The organism is Bordetella tumulicola (assembly GCF_965138755.1).
Classification (GTDB): domain Bacteria; phylum Pseudomonadota; class Gammaproteobacteria; order Burkholderiales; family Burkholderiaceae_B; genus Bordetella_A; species Bordetella_A tumulicola.
In genome coordinates, this window is the sequence record NZ_CBCSFP010000006.1 from 98,137 (window position 1) to 115,143 (window position 17,007).

Genomic DNA, 17,007 nt, shown 5'->3' on the forward strand with positions numbered 1-17,007 from the left:
CCCCAATTTTTAGTGAATATGTTCTGGCTGCATCAGCGAACGACTGCGATAGCGCGGCCAAATCAACGCCATCCCAAAGACGCGCAACATATACGGCACCAACCCACGCTCGATCAACCTCCGATCTACGCGGTGACGATAATGCTGTTTGTGCAACTGCGTCAGTGCCGACCAATGCGCCCGGCCATGTTCATGATGCGCCGTGTGCAATCCAATGTTGAACAGCAATGGATTCACCAAACCCTCGAAATTGCGTGCATAGCTTAACGCCGCAAGACGCTGTGGCCCCCCATCGGTGTGGGCATGCTGCAGATAATTCGTCGCCAGCAACCAATGCAGCCCGTGCAATTGAGGCACGATCACGAACACCAGCGCCTTGACCGGATTGAGCACCAACAATCCCCCCCACAAGCTCAGCCACGCCGCGTACTGCCACAGACAATACCGCAAGGCCCCGGGATGGTATCGGCGCAAACGACCCAGCCAGCGCCAGAACAAGGGATACAACGTCCATGCCGCCTGAAACGGGTGCAGCAAATAGCCAGCAAGATGATTCGTATCGCCACCATAGCGATAAGTACGCGCCAGATCACGCGGCCCATGCTGATAGCGATGATGATTTCCCGCATGGGCAGGAAAAAACACAAATGTGGGATGGCCTTGCAGCAGCGTCAGCGTCATATCGGTGGCGCGGTTCGTCCAGCGACCGCGCCACATGCGCAAGTGCGTATGGTTGTGATGGACGACGCCAATACCCAATGTCAGGAACAACATCAGGCCGTATAAAAACCCATTCAGGCCATAGACCCACTGCCAGGCGGCTAACGCGGGCAATGCCGCCATATAAACCAGGCTTTGCACATCGCGCGCATTGCGCAAAGCGAGCCACCCTCGTCGCGCTGTCGGTCTCGACATCGCGTTAGACGCTACGCTCGACACCACCGCGTCGCCCCGCCATCGCTAACTGGGCCGATGCCGCATCCGCCGGCAAACGCGTACGAAACAGCCGATCCATGAACGTGAACTGGAATCCATAATTGCCGTTGTAGCAAGCATGATGCAGATGATGCCGGCGGCTGGCGGCAAACCAGTGCGCATATGACACGCGTGGGAAAAAATCGTAGTTGGCGTGTCCCACACAGTTAAAAAACAAGCTGAACAACGGCACCGAAAACAGCGACCAGAAGCTGAAATCGTGCAACACCATGGGCAGCAAAATCACATTGCCCAGCATCAGCGCTTCAAGTGGATGAAAGCTATAAGTCGAAAACGGAGTCGTCACCACCGAACGATGGTGCGGCAAATGAAAGCGTCGCAGCAACCGGGTGTGCAGCAACCGGTGGTTAACCCAGAAGTGCACATCGTTCCAGGCCACGAGGACCAGGATCTCCAGAAATATCTGCCAGCCGCCCGCATCGGGATCCAGATGCGCCCACCCCAGTTGCAACAAGCCCCAGGGAAAGATCATGCCCAAACCAAAGATCAGGATCGACACGCTCGATTGCGTCAACTCGCGGCGCAACTGCCCTGGCACCAGAGGGCGTGTATCCAGCACACCGCCCCACCCCAACGCCGGCAATACATAGCGTGTCAGCAACCAGGTCGCTATGCCAAACAACAGATAAATGCCGCCGAAAAACACTAGGCCTGCCAGCATCACCTGCCACGCCGTCAGCGATTCAAAAGTATGCGCCATTTAGCAGTCCGCTCCGGGGACATTCGGGATGGCCGCATCATAGCAATATGATAAACCTGTGCGTGCAGTGACGAATTCGCGCACGTACGTCGGGCCACCGACTGTCGCCACACCCTCTGGAACATCCGACCGGCACGGCCTTCAACCGACGCATCCCACCCGCGTCAACCCAGACTCTCCAGGAAAACAGCGCATAGCGACTCCATGCCTTGGCGGTCTTCGTCATCGAAACGTCCCGGCTCGGGACTATCCACGTCCCACACGCCCAGCAACTCACCATTGAGCACAAGCGGCACCACGACTTCGGAGCGCGACGCCGCATCGCAAGCGATATGCCCCGGGAAAGCCTGCACATCGGCCACGACCTGAGTCTGGCGCTGACTGGCCGCCAACCCGCACACACCGCGGTTCAGGGCGATACGCACGCAAGCTGGCTTGCCCTGGAAAGGCCCTAGCACCAGCTCTTCGCCGTTATAGAAATAAAAGCCCGCCCAATTAATGCGTGGCAAGGCCTGGTAGGCCAACGCGGCGAAATTGGCAGCATTCGCGATGCGATCGGTTTCATCGGTCAACAACGCGCGAGCCTGGCCGGCCAACTCGGCATAGAAGCGGGGCTTGTCGTGGGTAGGCAAATCGGTAGAGGTGAACATGAATGTAACTGTACAGGTGACTTTCTAACGAACTGATTTTAGAGCCACCACCCCGCACCAGGGTCTCTCCCCTGGCGTTGTGGGACAATATTTATTCTTGTTTCCGTTCTTTCAGCCAAAGCTTCCCATGGACCAGCCTTTCAAACCCGTGTGCACGTTCTCCCAACGCGCCCAACAGCTCACCAGCTCTGCCATCCGCGAAATCCTCAAGGTCACCGAACGGCCCGAAGTGATTTCTTTTGCAGGAGGCCTACCGGCCCCCAGCGGTTTTCCGGTAGAAGTCGTACGAGCGGCGTTCGACAAGGTATTGGTTGAAAATGGCCGGTCTGCCTTGCAATACGGGCCGACCGAAGGCTACGCACCGCTGCGCAAATGGGTCGCCGAAGACCTGAATCGTAACGGCGCCGACGTCACCCCCGATCAAATCTTGATCGTCTCGGGTTCGCAACAGGCCCTGGACCTGCTGGGCAAAGTCCTGATCGACGAAGGCAGCAAGGTGCTGGTCGAAGACCCCAGCTATCTGGGCGCACTGCAATCCTTCAGCCTTTACCAACCCACCTACGTGCCGATCGCGACTGACGAGGGTGGGCTGATTCCCGAGGCCATCACCCCCGAACTGGCCGCAGACGCGCGGTTTCTGTACGCGCTACCCAATTTCCAGAATCCCACGGGCCGCACCCTGAGCCTGGAACGCCGCATGGCGCTGGTTCAAAAGGCTGCCGAATTCGGCCTGCCTATCGTCGAGGACGACCCCTACGGTGAGCTGCGCTACGCGGGCGAGCCGCAACCCGGCCTGCTGGCCTTAGGTAGCGCATGCGGCGCGAATGTGATTCGTCTGGGTACGTTCTCGAAAGTGCTGGCCCCGGGCCTGCGCCTGGGCTATATCGCGGCACACCGCAGCATCATCGACAAGCTCGTACAAGCCAAGCAAGCCACCGACCTGCACACGCCCACGCTGACCCAAATGGCGGTCTACGAGGCAGTGAAAGACGGTTTCCTCGAAGCACACCTGCCCATCGTGCGCGAAATCTATCGCGTACAAGGCCGCTGCATGCTCGATGCCCTTGCGCACGAATTCCCCGACACGGTCAGTTGGACCAAACCCGAAGGCGGCATGTTCTTGTGGGTCACCCTGCCCGAGCACATCGACAGCACCCAGCTACTGGCCCAGGCCATTGAACAAAACGTGGCCTTTGTCCCCGGCAAACCTTTCTACGCGGGCACACCCCAGACCAACACCCTGCGTCTGAGCTTTGTCACCGTCCCCGAAGCCAGCATCAAATCAGGCATGGCCATCCTGGGCAAGCTGATAAAGCAGCACGCTTGACCTCTTCTGGGTGGCGGACGATCCGCCGCCCAATCCCCCTTTCACATCCACGCCTACCCGTCGTACTGTCATTATGGTGAGCGCGCCGCAACCCTCCTCCCCCGATCTCAACGACATCGTCTTCAACGACTGGGTCGAACACTGGCTGCCGCGGTCATGGCGCCCGTATGCGCGCCTGTGCCGCCTGGATCGACCCATCGGCACCTGGCTGACACTGCTGCCCTGCATCGCGGCCCTGATCCAGGCCGCGGGTGGCTTGCCCGATCTGGGCCGATTGATCGTGTTTTCGCTCGGTGCGCTACTGATGCGCGGGATCGGTTGCACGGTCAACGATATGTGCGACCGCGACATCGACAAGCACGTCGAACGCACGCGTTTCCGGCCGCTGACCAGCGGGCAACTCAGCATGCGCCAGGCGGTCTGGTTCTTACTGGGCCAATTGCTCGTCTGCGGCTCGCTGCTGTTTTTCATCAACGACATGAGCCGCTGGCTGGCCGTCGCGGTGCTGCCGTTTGTCTTCATCTATCCTTTGTGCAAACGCGTCACCTACTGGCCGCAAGTCGTGCTGGGCATCTGCTTTAACTGGGGCATGCTGATGGCCTGGTCGGATACGCAAAACACCTTGCCCTGGGGCGGCATCGCGATGTGGCTGGGCGCTGTCCTGTGGCAGGTCGGCTACGACAGCATCTACGCCTATATCGACGTGCGAGACGACCGGCAACTTGGACTGCGCTCCACGGCATTGCGGTTTGGCGATCGTGGCAAGGAATGGGTCAGCGGCTTTTATATCGCAACGATTGCCTTGTGGGCCTGGGGCGGCTATGACATCGGCCTGGGCTGGGCCTACCAAGTCGGTATCGCCGTCGTCGCGGCTCACTTGGCCTGGCAGCTGTATATCTTTGATCTGCAACGACCAGCCCGCAGCCTGATGCTGTTTCGCGCCAATCTCTGGACCGGTGCCCTGCTCATCGCAGCTGCGTTAGCCGGTACACTGATTTAACGCCCTGGGAGAGGGCACCCACCTTCAGGAGTCGCCATGCTCGCCCTACCCCTACGCCATCAATTGCTCGCTGCGGCTATCCTGATTACGCCGACCCTGACCGTCCAAGCGGCACCTCCCGCCATTCAAGAATGCAGCACATTGCGTAGTTGCGCGGCAAAATTCTGCCACATCGAAAACGACATTGCGGCCGCGCAGGCCAATGGCAATACTCGACGCGAAGCCGGTCTGCGTCGCGCCCTGTCCGAAGCCCGCGACTCCTGCACGGATGAGTCCCTGCGCAAAGATCGGCTGCAAGCCATCGACGAGCGCAAAGAAGAAGTCCAGGAACGCGAAGAAGAGCTCGCCGAGGCACGCAGCAAGGGCAAACAAGACAAAATCACCAAAGCTCAACGCAAACTCGAAGAAGCACAAGCCGACTTGCAGGACGCCGAAGACGCGCTACAGCGCTAAGCACGGCTAGGCGCACGGCCCCTGCGCCGACCCTCTATTAGGGGTAAAAACCAACCCGTTGTCACGGAAACAGACGGATTATTTGTTTATTTGGAATTATTTTTTCCAAAAATAAGGGTTTATCCTAATCTCCAACAGGCACAGAATGTCTTCAACGGGAAACAATCGACCCCCTCGAAATTAAACGCAGGGGTCGAGATCCCAAGACAAAACTGGAGATCTGCCATGAAGACCCTCGCTACTACCCTCTTGCTATCCTTGGGTGTCATCACCGGAGCCCAAGCCGCGGATACGAGTTCGCAATCGCTGACTCGCGCACAAGTACAAGCCGAATTGGCCCAGGCCAAGGCCTCTGGCCAATACAGCTTTGGTGACTTGGACTATCCCCCAACGGTCACGGCAGACACCACGAACGTCAGCCGCAGCCAAGTCCAGGAAGAACTGGCACAAGCCAAAGCCGCCGGCATCGTGACCTACGGCGAACAAGATTACCCCGTCCAGATCTCGGGCCAAACTAGCGAACTGACCCACGCCCAAGTGCGAGCCGAACTGGCACAAGCCAAGGCATCAGGCCAATACTCGTCCGGTGACCTGGACTATCCGCCGTCCCATAGCTGATCATCCCGATCGGGGGAACCCCTCTCCTCCCCCGGCACAGAGGCCTCCTTCGGGAGGCTTTTGTGCTTCTACGCCCGATGCAGCGAACAGTCGGAAACGCTTACGTCCACCCCTCCAGGCGTAAGGTCGCCCGTACCAGACGCTGTTCTTCCTGCTCGATCTCACCCAGGCTTTGCCGCACGCGATTAACGTGATCAGTCGCTGCCTGATGTGCCTGGTCTGGCAAACGTGCCGTCACGGCGGTGAACACGGCCGCATGCTGCTGATCGATCTGCTGCTTGTGGGGTTGACGGTGATAGAGATTATTCACGCAGGCGAACACCGATCCCAACATCAGATCCGTCAGCGACTGCAAGGTATGTGTCAGCACCGGATTATGCGAGGCCTCGCACACCGCCAGATGAAACGCATGATCCAGATGAGCATGGGTGGCGATATCCGTATCCTGGCCGTGTGCATCAATCATGGCCTCATAGCGGCGCCGGATCATAATGAAGTCCGCCTCCGTCCCTCGGATCGCCGCCAGGCGCGCCGACTCGCCCTCAAGCAGCGCGCGGACTTCCAGCAAGTCATACAGCGTACGTGGCTGAGAATGAAACAGGTGCAGCAACGGCCCCGCATTCACCTGTGAAATCGGCGCCACGAACGAACCCTTGCCTTGCTCGGTACGAATGATGCCGCGCGCGCGCAAGAGTTTCAGTCCTTCGCGCAACGCCGTGCGCGATGCCCCCAGCTTTTCCGTTAAACGGCGTTCAGACGGCAATGCCTGCCCCGCCTTGAGCACCCCATCCATAATCAAGCGTTCAATGCGTTCGGCCACGACGTCGGCGACTTGGCGGCTCGCCGCAGTTTCTATTTCCATATCTGGATCCACTGGTATGACCGGATGAAGAACAGGCAGACCTTCTGTATGCCTATCTCGGTCAAGCAATTGAAATAAAACCATAAAAATAGATAACTCCGCAAATTCACACAAAATAAACTGGTATGACCAGCGGGCCAAGTTATAGACAGCTTAGTCCGCAGCCCCGATGATGTAGCCTTACCGCGCTGGTTGCGCCCGCCTCTGATTTTTTGCCGAGATCCGCATGACTGAACGTATTGAACAAGACGGCCTGCAAGTGGCCACCGTCCTGCACCAATTCATCGAAAACGAAGCCCTGCCCGCCAGCGGCATTGCCTCCGGGGATTTCTGGCCCGCCTTTGCCGCCCTCGTGCGCGACTTGGCGCCCCGCAACCGCGCGCTGCTGGCCGAGCGCGACCGCCTGCAAGTCGAGCTCGACACCTGGCATGGCGCTAACCCCGGCCCCGTTCGCGACCTGCGCGCCTATCGCGCTTTTCTGGAAAAAATCGGCTATCTGCTGCCCACGCCGGATAGCGTGCAGGCCACGACATCCAATGTCGATGCCGAAATCGCCGAGCAAGCCGGTCCGCAACTGGTGGTGCCGATGTCCAACGCCCGTTATGCGTTAAACGCCGCCAACGCGCGCTGGGGCAGCCTGTACGACGCGCTGTATGGTACCGATGCCATTGCCGCCACGCCTGGCGATACGGGCAATGGATATCACCCGCAACGCGGGCAGGCCGTCATCGCCCGCGCCCGTGCATTTCTCGACGAAGCAGCGCCACTGGCACAGGGCTCACACGCTGACGCCACGGCCTATCTCGTCAAAAACGGCCAACTGGCCGCCACGCTGCCGCAAGGCGAAACCGGCCTGAAAAACCCCGCCCAATTCGCGGGTGTCGTGGGCGAAGACGCAGCCCCTGAGGCCATCTTGCTCAAGAACAATGGCCTGCATGTCGAGATCCAGATCGACCGCACGCACACGATCGGCGCTACCGATGCGGCGGGCGTCAAAGACGTCGTCGTCGAAGCCGCACTCACCACTATCATGGACTGCGAAGACTCCGTCGCCGCCGTCGACGCGGACGACAAGGTACAGATCTACCGCAACTGGCTTGGCCTGATGAAAGGCGACCTGACCGAACAAGTCACCAAAAACGGCAAGACCTTTACCCGGCGCATGAATGCCGACCGCGAATACCGCAAGCCTGACGGCGGCACACTGACATTACACGGCCGCTCACTGCTGTTCGTGCGCAACGTGGGTCATCTGATGACCAACCCGGCCATCCTGGACGCCAACGGCCACGAGATTCCCGAAGGCATTCTGGATGCCGTGCTCACCACATTGACGGCGCTACCCGATCGCACTCACAAGCGGAATTCGCGCAAGGGCTCCATCTACATCGTCAAACCAAAAATGCACGGTCCGGCCGAAGCCGCCTTTGCCAATGAACTGTTTGATCGCGTCGAAGACCTGCTCAGCCTGCCGCGCCATACGATCAAGATGGGCATCATGGACGAAGAGCGACGCACCAGCCTCAACCTCAAGGCCTGCATTGCCGCCGCGGCTGGACGTGTTGCCTTCATCAACACCGGATTCCTGGATCGCACTGGCGATGAAATGCACTCCACGATGCAAGCCGGCCCCATGATGCGCAAGGGCGATATGAAGGCCAGTGCCTGGATCGCGGCTTATGAGCGCAGCAATGTGCTCGTGGGCCTGGATTGCGGCCTGCGTGGCCGTGCGCAGATCGGCAAAGGCATGTGGGCCATGCCTGATCTGATGGCCGCCATGCTCGAACAGAAAATCGGTCACCCCAAAGCCGGCGCAAATACCGCCTGGGTACCTTCGCCAACCGCCGCCACACTGCATGCTTTGCATTACCACCAAGTCGACGTCGCCGCCGTGCAACAGCATCTTGAAGGCACCAAACTCGCTAGCGTGCATGACGAGTTGCTCGACGGGCTGCTGAGCGTACCGGTCGGCAATCCCGCCGACTGGACTGCCGACGACATCCGTCGCGAGCTGGAAAACAACGCACAAGGCATCCTGGGCTACGTCGTCCGTTGGATCGATCAAGGCGTCGGTTGCTCCAAAGTCCCCGACATCAACAACGTCGGCCTCATGGAAGACCGCGCCACGCTACGGATTTCCAGCCAGCACATCGCCAACTGGTTGCACCACGGAATCGCCACGCGCGAGCAGGTCGAAGAAACGCTGCAGCGCATGGCCAAGGTCGTCGATCAACAAAACGCCAACGACCCCTTGTATCAGCCGATGGCGGGCCACTTCGATACCTCCATCGCTTTCCAGGCTGCCAGCGCGTTGGTCTTCGAAGGGCTGACGCAGCCTAACGGCTACACGGAGCCGTTGTTGCATCGTTATCGCCAAACGTACAAGGCCCAATCGGCCGCACACTAAGAAATCTGGCCATAGCGGGGATGACCGCAGTCGTACTGCGGTCATCCCCGCCAACACACCGCGCAAGGCCGAGCAACGGCATTGGTACCCTGTCAAATTCAGGTACCGCGCTGCTGGACGACGCGTTCAGAAAAAGCAAAGATCGTTTCAATAGTTAAAAGCCATTGAGAATCAGTTGTATTTGTAATACAACTGCGGATTTGCTCCTTTCCTCTGGAACCGTCCACGTGGCTTGCTCAAATTCCTCTCGGATATGCCCCGCACTGTCTGGTGCGCAATTTACCGTTCTTCCCTCCGTCCTCGCACTTGCCCTGGCCGGCATGTACACGACCTGCGCCCATGCCCAATCCACCCCATCCGGTACGCAGGATGTGGCGCAGTTGCCGACCGTCACCATTGCAGCGGACGCATTCGATGATCTGGAACACCTGCAGACCCCGGTCAATGCCGGCGCATTGGGCAGCCGCAGCCAACTAGAGACACCCTTCTCCAGCGCTGTCATCACCGCGACAGAAATCGAAAATCGCCAGGTTTCCAAACTCGGGGACGTGTTTGCCCTGGATGCCTCGGTATCGGACAACAGTTCATCCAGCGGCGCCTGGGCCAGCTACCTGACAGTGCGCGGCCTGCCACTAGATTGGCAAAATTCCTTCCGTATCGACGGCAAGCCCTTTGTCAGCTATGTCACGACCTTGCCCTACGAGCAATTCGAGCGCATCGACCTGCTAAAAGGCGCATCGGGTTTCATGTATGGATTCGGCGCGCCCGGCGGGCTGCTGAATTACGTGACCAAGAAACCGACCGACGAACCCGTGCGCAGCATTACCCTCGGCTATATCTCCAAGGGCCTGCTGCGCGAGTCCGCAGACCTCGGCGGGCGAGTCGGCGACGATGGCCGGTTTGGCTACCGGCTCAATGCCACGCACGAAGAAGGCACCACGTATAACGATGGTTCACTCTATCGTGACTCGGTCTCGCTGGCGCTGGATGCCCGCCTGACAGACAAACTGACCTGGGATTTTCAGTCGATCTACCAAGACCGTAAATCCATCGGTCAAGACGCCACCATTACGGCGGCCGGTATGTCTGGCACGTCGCTGCCCTCGCCCATCCGCGCCGACAACAATAATCTGGAAGGCCCGGGGCTCTATGTCGACAACGCGTTCCGCTTTTATTCCACCGGTCTAAAATATCAGTTGAACGACAACTGGAACGTCAGCACACACTACACCTATAACTCTACCCGCACTCGCCGCAACGAAGGCGTGCTGGCGCTGACCAATGGTGACGGCGACTACGACGATTTTCGTTCGGACTACGGCGAGGCCTATTCCTATAACCAATGGGAGGCCATGGTCGAGGGCAAGTTCAACACCGGCCCGCTCAAGCATCAAGTCGTATTCGGCGCCTCGTGGCAAAAGCAAAAGAACGACTACAGCTCTAACGGCGTGTACCAGCTAGAGGGGACCGGCAACCTGTACGAACAGAACACCAACACTTACTACAGTCAAGGCCAACTAGATCTGTACCGCGCCGCGGACATCACGCAAAAGGCGGTGTTTGCGAGCGATACCATCGACTTGACCGGCGGCTGGTCGATACTGGGTGGGCTGCGTTACACAGATTATGAACAACGCAGTTATGACCCGGCGGGTACGCAGACTTCGCGCTATACGAAAGACGGCGTACTGACCCCGACCGTGGCATTGATGTACAACTTCACGCCACAAACCATGGCGTACGCGAGCTACATCGAATCCCTGGAACCCGGCTCCGTCGTCGGCAACATCTACGAAAACCGCGGCGCCCTGCTCAGTCCGCTCAAGAGCAAACAGTACGAACTCGGCATCAAGACAGAAAACACAGACTGGGCCGCGACGGCCGCATTATTCCGGATCGAAAAAAAATCCGAATACACCAACACCAACAACGAGCTCGTCCAAGACGGTGAGTCCATTTACCAAGGCCTGGAACTCGGCGCATCGGCCCGCGTCGCCAGAAACTGGAACGTTGGCGGCAGCATCATGCTGCTCGATACCGAGTACAAAAAGGGCGTGGCCCATACCGGCAACCGCGTCGCGGGCGCACCCAAATTCATCGCTGCGACACAAATCGTCTATGACGTACCGCAATTGCCGGGTTTGAAACTACGCGCGGATGCCAAGTACACCGGTGCGACCATGCTGGATGCGTCGAACAACATCAACGTGGATGACTACACCATCGTCAATATCGGCGCCACGTACGACACGCGCATCTACGGCTACAACACCACCTTTCGCGCGGGGATCAACAACCTGACCAACAAGCGCTATTGGCTGTTTCAATCCGAAAACTACGTCAAGGCGGGCGACCCTCGTACCTATAGCCTGAGCGCCAGCATCGCGTTTTGAATACTTGCCGGAGATGGAGACATCTCCGGCAAGAACTGCCAGTCAACGTTATTATCAGCAACGACACACCAAAGTTCTCTTTCACTACCGTTGCGAGTCGCTACCGTCACATGAGCCGTTTCGAAGACAATCCTTTTCTGCATTCACTGGGCGCCACGATTGAAAGCTGGGGCGACGGCCAAGTCGCCATCCGCATGGCGCTACAACCCAGCCATCTCAACCGCCAGGGCGCGCTGCAAGGCGGCGTGGTCTGTGCCTTGTTGGATGCCGCCTGTGGCTACGCGGGTATTGATCCGGACAGTACCGAACAGAACCACTCCGTCACCATCTCGCTGGCCATCAACTTCATCGGCTCGATCAAGAGCGGCGAAGTCCTCGCCACGGGTACCGTAACCGGCCGGGGCCGCAAGATTTACTTTTCGCGCGCCGAAGTCACCGCCCCCGATGGTCGCATTCTGGCCTCGGCACAGGGCTCATTCAAATACGGCGGCCCTCGCCTGACCGCAGAGACGCCCGCAACCGTCATCTAATTACGACCAATCCTGCAGCCTAACGGCTGTGCCCCTTTCTTCCCCGGCATAAAGGCCGAGGTTTCTCGGAGCATGTGATGAACGATGTACAGCACGCCGTCGAACAGGCTATCGTCTCGCGCCAAAGCATACGTGGCTTTCTACCCAAGCCCGTACCCACCGATCTGATTCGCCGCATCCTAGAGGCAGCCTCGCGTGCACCCAGCGGCAGCAACATTCAACCTTGGAAAGTGCACGTCGTCACAGGCGCACGTCGCGACGCCCTATCCCAGGCGCTCGTGCAGGCTCATGTTCGCGGCGAACCCGACCGTCGCGAGTACCAGTATTACCCCGTCACCTGGCGCGACCCTTACCTGGAACGGCGACGCAAAACCGGCTGGGGCCTGTACAGCCTGCTGGGCATCCAAAAAGGCGACCGCGACGCTTCGATGCGCCAGCATGCTCGCAATTTTGAATTCTTTGACGCGCCCTGCGTACTGCTTTTCACCATCGACAATGACATGGATAAAGGCAGTTGGCTGGATTACGGGATGTTCTTACAGAACGTCATGATCATGGCACGTGGCTGTGGCCTGGACACCTGCCCACAGGCAGCGCTGGCCAACTATCCAGACATCGTCAAACAACACTTAAGCATTCCCGATGACGAGATCGTCGTTTGCGGCATATCGATGGGCTATCAAGACCTAAACGAACCCGTCAACCAATACCGCACCACCCGTGTACCGGTCGACGAATTCACCACCTTTCATGATGCGTAGCTGCAGGGCCCACTAGCTGATCTTGATTTTGGCGTCGCGAACGACCTTGCCCCACTTTTCGTGTTCGCTGCGAATAAACTGTGCAAACGCCTGTGTCGTTCCCGCCTGCGGCTCATTGCCTTCGGCCTCGAGTCGCTCTTGCACCGATTTGTCCGCCATGGCGTCCACGACAGCCGCATTGACCACCTTGACAATATCGTCGGGCAATCCGGCCGGCCCCACCAATCCCAGCCACGTCGTCGCCTCAAAACCCGGGTAGCCTTGTTCGGCCACGGTCAGCACATTCGGCAGTGCCGCCAAACGCTTGGCGGACGTCGTTGCGATGCCCCGCACCTTGCCTGCCTGCAATTGCGACATCACCGATGACGCACTGCCAAAATAGGTATCGATCTGTCCGCCGACCAAATTGGTCATCCCTGTTCCCGCCCCCTTGTATGGCACCTGCACGACCTCGATGCCCGCAGCGCGCGCCAACATTTCCCCCGCCAAATGGCCTACGGTACCCATCCCGGCTTGCGCCATGGTGTACTTGCCGGGTTCTTTCTTGGCCGCCTCGATAAAGTCCACCAGGTTTTGAAAGGGCGACTCGCTGCGCACCGCCAACACCACAGGCTGCGCGCAAACCTCAACGATCGGCGTCAGATCCGTCAAGGGGTCAAACGGCAGCTTCGAATACAGCCACGGGTTAATTGCCATGTTGGACGTTTGCGCCATCGCCAGGGTATAGCCATCAGGCTTGGCTTTGGCGGCCTGATCCAGGCCAATATTGCCTGCCGCGCCAGGACGGTTGTCAACGATTATCTGCCACTGTTTCAATGCGCTCAGCTTTTCGGCTACCAAGCGCGATACCGTATCAGTGCCCCCGCCAGGCGGAAAGGGCACGACCAGCTTTATCGGCCCATTCGGCCAATGAACCGCCTGCGCGTGGACCCACCCGGACAGCGTAGCGCCTGCGACACCTGCTGCTGCGACCTGCAAGAAATTTCTGCGATCCATAGATATCTCCGTATGATTATTTTTTAGTGTGAACATACTACCCGTTGTCGTCCGCCCGGTGCTACAAGCAAAGCTCCACACAACCTAATCAATCAAAACAAGGGGAACAACCATGACGTGCCACCATCGTTGCAACACGCTGATCCGTGCCATCTTGATATCGTCCGTCGCCATATCGCCCTGTGCCTGGGCACAAACGACCCTGAAATTGATCAACGAATACCCCGCGACGTCCATTACGGCCGCTGCCGACCTTCAGTTCGCCGCTGCCGTCAATGAGCAATCAAAGGGCACGATCAAGGTCGAAACTCTGCAGGAAAAACAAAACCCCTACAAAGGCGCTGAGCAGGTCAATGCCGTCATCAAGGAAAAGGACCTGATGGGCACACTATTCGGGGGGGTTCTGGGCAATAAGGATTCGCTGTTCCTGCTGTCGTCGCTGCCCTTTGCGGCCAAAGACTTCAAGCAGGCCCATGCCCTGTACAGCTGCGCCGAGCCCGCCCTGCAAGAACGCGTCAAGGCGCTAGGGGCGCATCTGCTCTATGTCACCCCGTGGCCACCCTCGGGGATCTGGTCGGTCACCCCCTTGGCCAACGACACCGACGTCAAGGCCCTGAAAATCAGGACCTACGACACCACCAGCAAAACTGTATTCGAACGTCTGGGTGCACAAAGCGTCGCGTTGCCCTATTCCGCCCTGGCCGAAAAACTGGCTGCCGGCGAGGTTAACGCTGTCCTCACTTCCGGCGATGGCGGTGCGGGCCGAAAACTCTGGGATCATCTGCCCAACTTCACCGCAGTCAGTTATTCCATCCCTCTGAGCTACACCATCATCAATCGTGATGCCTGGGATCAACTCAGTTCCGATCAACAGGCCATTCTCACGCAAGCAGCAGAGAAAGTCTCCGCAGCCTCGTGGGCGGGTGTGGAGCAACGCATCGAGGCTAACTACGCCCGTATGCGCGAACATAAGATGACGCTCAACACCACCCCCTCTGATTCCATCATGAAGTCCCTGAAACAGGCCGGCGATGATGAAACGAAAGCGTGGCTGAAGGCCAACAATCTTTCGGAAAAAGAGGCAAGCTGCTTGTCAAAGACCGGCACCTGACTGCCTCCATCTGTCGTTACACTGAGCGTTGATCCTCGTTTTGCTGACAGGCCCTTAATGATCGACCCCGCCAACTTGCTGGCCATCCTCTTGATGGCCAGCGTCACCTACCTAGCTCGCATCGGTGGCTACATCCTGCTGCGTAACCGCAGCCTCAGCCCGCGCGCGATGGCGGTGCTGGAGGCGGCCCCTGGTTGCGTCCTGATCTCCGTCATCGCGCCGGTCTTCGTGTCCGATCAGCCTGCCGATCTAATCGCGCTCGCGTGTACCGTGGCCGCCGCCATGCGCTTGCCACTGCTGGCCACCGTCGTCATCGGCGTGGGTAGTGCCGCGCTGCTGCGCCACTTGTTAGCTTGATGCCCCCGACCTCAGCCACCACCCACGAATGAACGTCCCAAACCTCCATCGCGCCAACGCGCAAACACTCGGCCGGTCCACCACCTGGACGCAATGCTGTGCCGGCGCCACGGCTAGCCTACCGATGCTGTTCGGCATCATCCCCTTCGGCCTGGTACTGGGCGCACAGGCTGCACACACAGGGCTCACCCCCTTCGAAGTGCCCCTCATGACTGGCCTGAACTTCGCCGGCGGCTCAGAGTTCGCCGCCCTGGGCCTGTGGACTTTCCCCCCACACTTCCTGCTGATCATGGCAGTAACCTTTCTGGTCAATAGCCGGATGCTGGTCATGAGCGCCGCGCTCACCCCCTTTCTGCACCACCTGCCCAAACGCAAAGTGTTGCCGGCGCTGTTCCTGATGACCGACGCCTCTTGGGCCCTGTCCATGGCCGATATCCGGCGACGCACCGAACAGGGTATCGGACCCGCATTCAGTCTGGCCTATTACATGGGCTCATCGCTCGTGTTCTACGTGGCTTGGGTCAGTTGTACGACCCTGGGCGCCATTCTGGGCCCGCTGTTGGGCCAGCCGGAACTCTACGGACTCGACATGGCGTTCCCAGCCGTGTTCCTTGTCATGCTGCGTGGCATGTGGCGCGGATTGGGGCGTGCCTGGCCTTGGCTGGTCAGCCTGCTCGTGGCCGCACTCACCAACAAACTGGTACCGGGAGCCTGGTACGTGCCGGCCGGCGCGGCAGCCGGCATACTGGCGGCGCTCGTGTGGCCGCCCATGCCAAAACCCTCACGACCCGCATCCAAGGCCTAGGGTCAGCCGGTATCGCAAAACCTTGATGACCGGCAAGCGCAGCTACTCACGGATGCCCGTTATCGTTTGTCCACGCGTGTAGCACTGTACTCGGCGACGACCTCTCGCAAGCACTCCATGGCCCATTGCACCGCCTGCGGCATAAAACCGTCCTTGCGCCAATACATCGCCACCGCGCCAAAGCCCGACAGACGTATGGGCAGGATCCTGATCGCATTCATCTGTGCCAGACGTAAAGCAGACCGATGAGACGCCGCGCCGATCATGTCGCTATTGTTCAGCAACGTCAGATTGGCGGTGACCGAATTGGTCTCGAGCGTGTCACGCGGCAGCGCCTGACCGGCCTCGGCCAACGCACGGTCCATGGCGTTGCGAATAGGTGCCCCCTTGGGCCACACAATCCAACGATAGGCATGCAAGTCTGGCCAATCCAGCTTCTTCACATCCAGCAAGGGATGGCGCGGTCGAACCACCAGATCGATCGTGTCGAAAAACAAGGACTCCATCTCCAGCGCCGAATCGCCAAACTCCGGCGCGGCACGTCCGAGCACGACATCCAGCTCCCCCTGCACCAACTGCCCCGTCAAATGATCTGTCGTGCCTTCGACCAGGCTTACCTTGGCCCGGGGCATACGTGCGAGCAACCGGGTGATCGCCAACGGTGCAGTATCCGATGCGGCGACGCCGCTCATTCCAATGACGACCCTGCCGCTCCCCCCCTCTCGCAACGCGGTCATATCACTACTGGCCCGATCCAGTTGCGCGTTGATGCGCTGCGCATGGGCAATCAAGACCTCGCCATAAGGTGTCGGTTGCAGCCCCCGCGCGTGGCGTTCAAACAGCGGTAGGCCGATGTCTTCCTCAAGGTCCTTCAGCCACTTCGACAGGCCAGGCTGAGTCGTATTAAGAATGACCGCCGAATGACTGATATTTCGGGTCTGCGCCAAACTTAGCAGCATTTTTACGTGACGCAGCCGCAGCCGGTGTGTCCAGTCCATGCCCCCTCCATATATATGTTTTTTCGTATAGATAATATAAAAA

17 protein-coding genes are annotated in these 17,007 nt (G+C 59.0%); 11 read left to right on the top strand and 6 right to left on the bottom strand.

Annotated features, from left to right (window positions below):
- Positions 1-9 precede the first annotated feature (9 nt).
- The 3 genes from ACNAZS_RS16170 to ACNAZS_RS16180 all read right to left on the bottom strand — a co-directional run bounded on the left by ACNAZS_RS16170 (position 10) and on the right by ACNAZS_RS16180 (position 2,346).
- Entirely contained in the window at positions 10-915 is a 906-nt protein-coding gene (locus ACNAZS_RS16170; protein ID WP_415791108.1) for a fatty acid desaturase, read from the bottom strand.
- Between the two features lie 4 nt (positions 916-919).
- Positions 920-1,696 (bottom strand): sterol desaturase family protein, encoded by a 777-nt coding sequence (locus tag ACNAZS_RS16175; RefSeq protein ID WP_415791109.1) that lies wholly within the window; start codon positions 1,694-1,696, stop codon positions 920-922.
- A 164-nt stretch (positions 1,697-1,860) separates the two neighbouring features.
- Positions 1,861-2,346 carry a GAF domain-containing protein gene (locus ACNAZS_RS16180; protein WP_415791111.1) on the bottom strand — a complete coding sequence of 162 codons (486 nt, stop codon included), beginning with the start codon at positions 2,344-2,346 and terminating at the stop codon, positions 1,861-1,863.
- Positions 2,347-2,473: 127 nt separating this feature from the next.
- On the opposite strand from ACNAZS_RS16180, the gene ACNAZS_RS16185 reads away from it, so the two are divergent.
- The 4 genes from ACNAZS_RS16185 to ACNAZS_RS16200 all read left to right on the top strand — a co-directional run bounded on the left by ACNAZS_RS16185 (position 2,474) and on the right by ACNAZS_RS16200 (position 5,744).
- On the top strand, positions 2,474-3,673 hold the full coding sequence (locus ACNAZS_RS16185) for an aminotransferase-like domain-containing protein (RefSeq protein ID WP_415791113.1): 1,200 nt from the start codon (positions 2,474-2,476) through the stop codon (positions 3,671-3,673).
- Between the two features lie 76 nt (positions 3,674-3,749).
- Positions 3,750-4,673 carry a 4-hydroxybenzoate octaprenyltransferase gene (gene ubiA / locus ACNAZS_RS16190; RefSeq protein WP_415791452.1) on the top strand — a complete coding sequence of 308 codons (924 nt, stop codon included), beginning with the start codon at positions 3,750-3,752 and terminating at the stop codon, positions 4,671-4,673.
- 36 nt (positions 4,674-4,709) lie between these two features.
- Complete coding sequence (locus tag ACNAZS_RS16195) at positions 4,710-5,126, top strand: DUF1090 domain-containing protein (RefSeq protein ID WP_415791115.1); 417 nt, start codon at positions 4,710-4,712, stop codon at positions 5,124-5,126.
- 225 nt (positions 5,127-5,351) lie between these two features.
- The gene (locus ACNAZS_RS16200) at positions 5,352-5,744 is read left to right on the top strand and encodes a DUF4148 domain-containing protein (protein WP_415791116.1); all 393 of its coding nucleotides are present in this window, start codon (positions 5,352-5,354) and stop codon (positions 5,742-5,744) included.
- A gap of 100 nt (positions 5,745-5,844) precedes the next feature.
- Here ACNAZS_RS16200 and glcC read toward each other — a convergent pair whose 3' ends face one another.
- A complete protein-coding gene (gene glcC / locus ACNAZS_RS16205) occupies positions 5,845-6,606 on the bottom strand; it encodes a transcriptional regulator GlcC (protein WP_415791118.1) in 762 nt (253 codons plus the stop codon).
- 226 nt (positions 6,607-6,832) lie between these two features.
- Here glcC and ACNAZS_RS16210 point away from each other — a divergent pair, with 226 nt between their 5' ends.
- The 4 genes from ACNAZS_RS16210 (at position 6,833) to ACNAZS_RS16225 (ending at position 12,697) form a co-directional block, all read left to right on the top strand.
- Positions 6,833-9,013, top strand: coding sequence for a malate synthase G (locus ACNAZS_RS16210; RefSeq protein ID WP_415791120.1), 2,181 nt, complete (start codon positions 6,833-6,835; stop codon positions 9,011-9,013).
- A 320-nt stretch (positions 9,014-9,333) separates the two neighbouring features.
- Positions 9,334-11,406, top strand: a complete 2,073-nt coding sequence (locus ACNAZS_RS16215; RefSeq protein ID WP_415791454.1) for a TonB-dependent siderophore receptor — start codon at positions 9,334-9,336, stop codon at positions 11,404-11,406.
- Between the two features lie 110 nt (positions 11,407-11,516).
- Positions 11,517-11,936, top strand: a complete 420-nt coding sequence (locus tag ACNAZS_RS16220) for a PaaI family thioesterase (RefSeq protein ID WP_415791122.1) — start codon at positions 11,517-11,519, stop codon at positions 11,934-11,936.
- A 77-nt stretch (positions 11,937-12,013) separates the two neighbouring features.
- Entirely contained in the window at positions 12,014-12,697 is a 684-nt protein-coding gene (locus ACNAZS_RS16225) for a nitroreductase (protein WP_415791124.1), read from the top strand.
- A gap of 12 nt (positions 12,698-12,709) precedes the next feature.
- Here ACNAZS_RS16225 and ACNAZS_RS16230 read toward each other — a convergent pair whose 3' ends face one another.
- Entirely contained in the window at positions 12,710-13,693 is a 984-nt protein-coding gene (locus tag ACNAZS_RS16230; RefSeq protein ID WP_415791126.1) for a Bug family tripartite tricarboxylate transporter substrate binding protein, read from the bottom strand.
- A gap of 112 nt (positions 13,694-13,805) precedes the next feature.
- Here ACNAZS_RS16230 and ACNAZS_RS16235 point away from each other — a divergent pair, with 112 nt between their 5' ends.
- The 3 genes from ACNAZS_RS16235 to ACNAZS_RS16245 are packed head-to-tail and all read left to right on the top strand — an operon-like array spanning position 13,806 to position 15,966.
- Complete coding sequence (locus ACNAZS_RS16235; RefSeq protein ID WP_415791128.1) at positions 13,806-14,804, top strand: TRAP transporter substrate-binding protein; 999 nt, start codon at positions 13,806-13,808, stop codon at positions 14,802-14,804.
- 57 nt (positions 14,805-14,861) lie between these two features.
- Positions 14,862-15,161, top strand: a complete 300-nt coding sequence (locus tag ACNAZS_RS16240; RefSeq protein ID WP_415791130.1) for an AzlD family protein — start codon at positions 14,862-14,864, stop codon at positions 15,159-15,161.
- Positions 15,162-15,189: 28 nt separating this feature from the next.
- Positions 15,190-15,966 (top strand): AzlC family ABC transporter permease, encoded by a 777-nt coding sequence (locus ACNAZS_RS16245; protein WP_460475301.1) that lies wholly within the window; start codon positions 15,190-15,192, stop codon positions 15,964-15,966.
- Positions 15,967-16,025: 59 nt separating this feature from the next.
- Here the strand turns inward: ACNAZS_RS16245 and ACNAZS_RS16250 are convergent, their stop codons facing one another.
- Positions 16,026-16,964, bottom strand: coding sequence for a LysR substrate-binding domain-containing protein (locus ACNAZS_RS16250; RefSeq protein WP_415791132.1), 939 nt, complete (start codon positions 16,962-16,964; stop codon positions 16,026-16,028).
- Between the last annotated feature and the right edge of the window lie 43 nt (positions 16,965-17,007).

Excerpts from the sequence above, each read along its gene's own strand:
- ACNAZS_RS16170 (WP_415791108.1), bottom strand. The coding sequence starts at position 915 with ATGTCGAGACCGACAGCGCGACGAGGGTGGCTCGCTTTGCGCAATGCG.
- ACNAZS_RS16175 (WP_415791109.1), bottom strand. The coding sequence starts at position 1,696 with ATGGCGCATACTTTTGAATCGCTGACGGCGTGGCAGGTGATGCTGGCA.
- ACNAZS_RS16180 (WP_415791111.1), bottom strand. The coding sequence starts at position 2,346 with ATGTTCACCTCTACCGATTTGCCTACCCACGACAAGCCCCGCTTCTAT.
- ACNAZS_RS16185 (WP_415791113.1), top strand. The coding sequence starts at position 2,474 with ATGGACCAGCCTTTCAAACCCGTGTGCACGTTCTCCCAACGCGCCCAA.
- ACNAZS_RS16195 (WP_415791115.1), top strand. The coding sequence starts at position 4,710 with ATGCTCGCCCTACCCCTACGCCATCAATTGCTCGCTGCGGCTATCCTG.
- ACNAZS_RS16200 (WP_415791116.1), top strand. The coding sequence starts at position 5,352 with ATGAAGACCCTCGCTACTACCCTCTTGCTATCCTTGGGTGTCATCACC.
- glcC (WP_415791118.1), bottom strand. The coding sequence starts at position 6,606 with ATGGAAATAGAAACTGCGGCGAGCCGCCAAGTCGCCGACGTCGTGGCC.
- ACNAZS_RS16210 (WP_415791120.1), top strand. The coding sequence starts at position 6,833 with ATGACTGAACGTATTGAACAAGACGGCCTGCAAGTGGCCACCGTCCTG.
- ACNAZS_RS16215 (WP_415791454.1), top strand. The coding sequence starts at position 9,334 with ATGTACACGACCTGCGCCCATGCCCAATCCACCCCATCCGGTACGCAG.
- ACNAZS_RS16220 (WP_415791122.1), top strand. The coding sequence starts at position 11,517 with ATGAGCCGTTTCGAAGACAATCCTTTTCTGCATTCACTGGGCGCCACG.
- ACNAZS_RS16225 (WP_415791124.1), top strand. The coding sequence starts at position 12,014 with ATGAACGATGTACAGCACGCCGTCGAACAGGCTATCGTCTCGCGCCAA.
- ACNAZS_RS16230 (WP_415791126.1), bottom strand. The coding sequence starts at position 13,693 with ATGGATCGCAGAAATTTCTTGCAGGTCGCAGCAGCAGGTGTCGCAGGC.
- ACNAZS_RS16235 (WP_415791128.1), top strand. The coding sequence starts at position 13,806 with ATGACGTGCCACCATCGTTGCAACACGCTGATCCGTGCCATCTTGATA.
- ACNAZS_RS16240 (WP_415791130.1), top strand. The coding sequence starts at position 14,862 with ATGATCGACCCCGCCAACTTGCTGGCCATCCTCTTGATGGCCAGCGTC.
- ACNAZS_RS16245 (WP_460475301.1), top strand. The coding sequence starts at position 15,190 with ATGAACGTCCCAAACCTCCATCGCGCCAACGCGCAAACACTCGGCCGG.
- ACNAZS_RS16250 (WP_415791132.1), bottom strand. The coding sequence starts at position 16,964 with ATGGACTGGACACACCGGCTGCGGCTGCGTCACGTAAAAATGCTGCTA.